This is a genomic window from Roseiarcus sp. (assembly GCF_052145395.1).
Lineage (GTDB): Bacteria > Pseudomonadota > Alphaproteobacteria > Rhizobiales > Beijerinckiaceae > Roseiarcus.
The window spans coordinates 1-3078 of sequence record NZ_JBKQOT010000752.1; the positions used below are offsets into that span (position 1 = coordinate 1).

At 66.9% G+C, this 3078-nt stretch carries 2 protein-coding genes and 1 pseudogene; all 3 read left to right on the plus strand.

Going from position 1 to position 3078, the window contains the following annotated elements:
• Window positions 1-580, plus strand: a pseudogene (locus ACLP25_RS25730) (acyl CoA:acetate/3-ketoacid CoA transferase); the annotation flags it as partial.
• The gene (locus ACLP25_RS25735) at window positions 577-1350 is read left to right on the plus strand and encodes an enoyl-CoA hydratase/isomerase family protein (protein ID WP_442471955.1); all 774 of its coding nucleotides are present in this window, start codon (window positions 577-579) and stop codon (window positions 1348-1350) included. The pseudogene ACLP25_RS25730 and the gene ACLP25_RS25735, both read left to right, overlap by 4 nt.
• Window positions 1351-1437: 87 nt before the next feature.
• Window positions 1438-2889, plus strand: coding sequence for an aldehyde dehydrogenase family protein (locus ACLP25_RS25740; protein ID WP_442471956.1), 1452 nt, complete (start codon window positions 1438-1440; stop codon window positions 2887-2889).
• Window positions 2890-3078: the final 189 nt, after the last annotated feature.

Below are 3078 nucleotides of genomic sequence, written 5' to 3' on the forward strand. Positions count from 1 at the left end.
CTTTCAGTTCGGCTGCGCGTCCAACGCCGAGGCGATCGTGCAATCGCCTGCTCAGTTCACGTATTTCCAGGGCGCGGGCTTCGACATGTCGATGCTGTCGTTCCTGCAGATCGATCGCTTTGGCTCGGTCAACGTGTCCAAGCTTGGGGTGCGCCCGCACGTGACGGCAGGCGTGGGCGGGTTCGTCGACATCACCGCGCGAGCGAAGAAGATCGTGTTCTCCGGCTATTTCACCGCAGGCGCGAAGCTCGAAGTCCACGACGGCGCGGTCAAGATCGCCAAGGAAGGCAAGGTCAAGAAGCTCGTCGAAGCGGTCGAGCAGATTTCTTTCTCGGGCCCGCGGGCAGTCGCTCAAGGGCAGGACATCGTCTACGTCACCGAACGTTGCGTGATGCGGCTCGAGAAGGATGGCGTGACGGTTACCGAGATCGCGCCGGACGTTGATCTCGAGCGCGACATTCTCGCTCAGGCCGAATTTCCGCTGCGGGTCGCCAAGGACGTCCGTCCGATGGACGCGGCCTTGTTCCACGCCGCGCCGATCAACCTTCAGCTTCGTTCGGCCGAGGAGATGCTCTCGTGAGCGGTTTCGTCCAACTCGCCTTCGAGGGGCCGCTCGCCCGCCTGACGCTAAAGCGCGCCGACAAGCTGAACGCGCTCGACCGGGCGATGATCGACGCGCTGGCGGAGGCGGCCCGCGCCATAGACGCTTCGCCAGAGGCGCGGGTCGCGATCCTCTCGGGAGAGGGCAAGGCGTTCTGCGCCGGCGGCGACATCGCGGCATGGGGTGGCCTGCCGCCGCTCGAGATGTGGCGAGACTGGACGCGGGCCGGACACCGCGCGTTCGAGGCGCTGGCGCGGCTGCGCGTCCCGCTGATCGCGGCGCTGACCGGGCACGCCTTCGGCGGCGGCCTCGAACTGGCGGCGGTCGCCGACATCCGCATCGCAGAGAGCGGGATCAAGCTCGGCTTGCCCGAGTCGGGCCTCGGAATGGCGCCCGGCTGGTCCGGGACGCAACGGCTCGTGCGCCGCTTCGGCGCATCGGTCGTGCGGCGGATGGCTCTGACCGGCGCAATGTTTCCAGCCGAAGCGGCCCTGTCGCTCGGCCTCGTCGACGAGGTGACGGCGAAGGGCGAGGGCGTCGTCCGCGCCGAGGCGCTCGCGGCCGATGTCGCGAAGCGTGGTCCGCTTGCGGTTCAGATGGTCAAGGCGATGATCAACGCCGCCGAAGGCGAGGATCGCGACGCGCCGATCGAAGGCCTGGCCGGCGCTCTCACCGCCTACACCGAAGATCTCGCCGAGGGCGTCGCCGCGTTCCGCGGCAAGCGCTCGCCCACATTCGCCGGCCGCTAGGAGGGCCCGATGACCGCACAAACCCCGATCACGCTCGACACGACCAAGCTGAACGAAGCGCTGACGCGTTTTTCCCGAGACCGCACAATGTGGATCGGCGGCCACGAGGTCAAAGGCGGCGGCGAGACGATCGAACGGCTGAGCCCGGCCCATGGCGTCGTCGTGACCCGCGTGCCGCGCGGGCGAGCGGAGGATGCTCGCGCCGCGATCTCGGCCGCGCGCACCGCCTTCGACAAGGGCCGGTGGCCGCATGAGACCGCCTCCAATCGCGCGCGTGTGCTCTTGAAGGTCGCCGACCTGATCGATCGCGACCGCGAGGCGCTTGCGCTTATGGACACGCTCGAATGCGGCAAGCCGATCGCGCAGGCGCTGGGCGAGATCCAAGGCGCAGCCGATATCTGGCGGTATGCGGCGTCCCTGGCTCGCGAACTGTCCGGCGAGAGTTATGCGAATCTGGGGTCAGACCGGCTCGGCTTCGTGCTGAGGGAGCCGATCGGCGTGGTGTCGATCATCACACCCTGGAACTTCCCGCTCTTGATCGTCTCGCAGAAACTGCCTTTCGCGCTCGCCGCAGGCTGCACCTGCGTGGTGAAGCCGAGCGAGATGACATCCGCGTCGACGCTCCATCTCGGCGCGCTGCTCGCCGAGGCGGGGCTGCCGGAAGGCGCGTGCAACATCGTGACCGGCTACGGCCCCGATGTCGGCGCGCCGATGACGTCCGACCCGCAGGTGGACATGATCTCTTTCACAGGCTCGACCGGGGTCGGCCGCGCCGCCGTCGCCGCCGGTGCGGCGACCCTCAAGAAGGTGTCGATGGAGCTCGGCGGCAAAAACCCGCAACTGATCTTTCCGGACGCCGACATGGACGCCGCGCTCGACGCCGCGATCTTCGGCGCAAACTTCAACGCCGGCGAGTGCTGCAACGCCGGATCGCGCCTGCTCCTCCATGTCGACATCGCCGAGGCGTTCCTCTCCGGTCTCGCGGAGCGTTCGAAGTTGGTCAAGGTCGGTGACCCTCTCGATCCAGAGACGCGCGTCGGAGCCATTATCACCGCCGACCATCTCGGCAAGATCGAAGCCCACGTCAGGGCCGCCGAACAGGGGGGCGCGAAGGTTCGAACCGGCGGAAGCCGACTGGAATCGAACGGTCTCTTCATGGCGCCGACAATCGTCGACAAGGTCACGACGGCCATGGATATCGCACGGGCCGAGGTCTTTGGCCCAGTCGTGGTGGCCCTGACCTTCGAAACTCTCGAGCAAGCTATCAGCCTTGCGAACGCCACCGACTACGGCCTCTCGGCCGGCGTCTGGAGCCGCGACGTGGACACCGCCATCGGCGTGGGTCGAGGCGTCCGGGCCGGCACCGTCTGGGTCAACACCTTCATGGACGGGACGCCCGAACTTCCTTTCGGCGGCTATCGCCAGTCGCGAATCGGCCGCGAACTCGGGCGCAACGCCGTGAAGGACTACACAGAGGAAAAGACGTTCCACGTCCACACAGGACCTCGAACGACCTGGTGGCTCCCGCTTGGAGCTTAACCCAAACAATCGGGAGCCAAGCCGCTTCTGAAATCGGTGGCCGGACCGTTCCCCGGCGGAGGAAACGTAGAGAGGAAGGGTAACATGAAAATTCGGGCAATATTGATGGCGGGGGTGATGGCAGCCGGCGCGCTGGGCCTGCCATCCGCGGCCTCGGCTGCGGACAACAAGGAAGTCCAGATGCTGCAT

Coding starts and splice junctions, on each gene's coding strand:
- ACLP25_RS25740 (WP_442471956.1), top strand. CDS start 1,438: ATGTGGATCGGCGGCCACGAGGTCAAAGGCGGCGGCGAGACGATCGAA.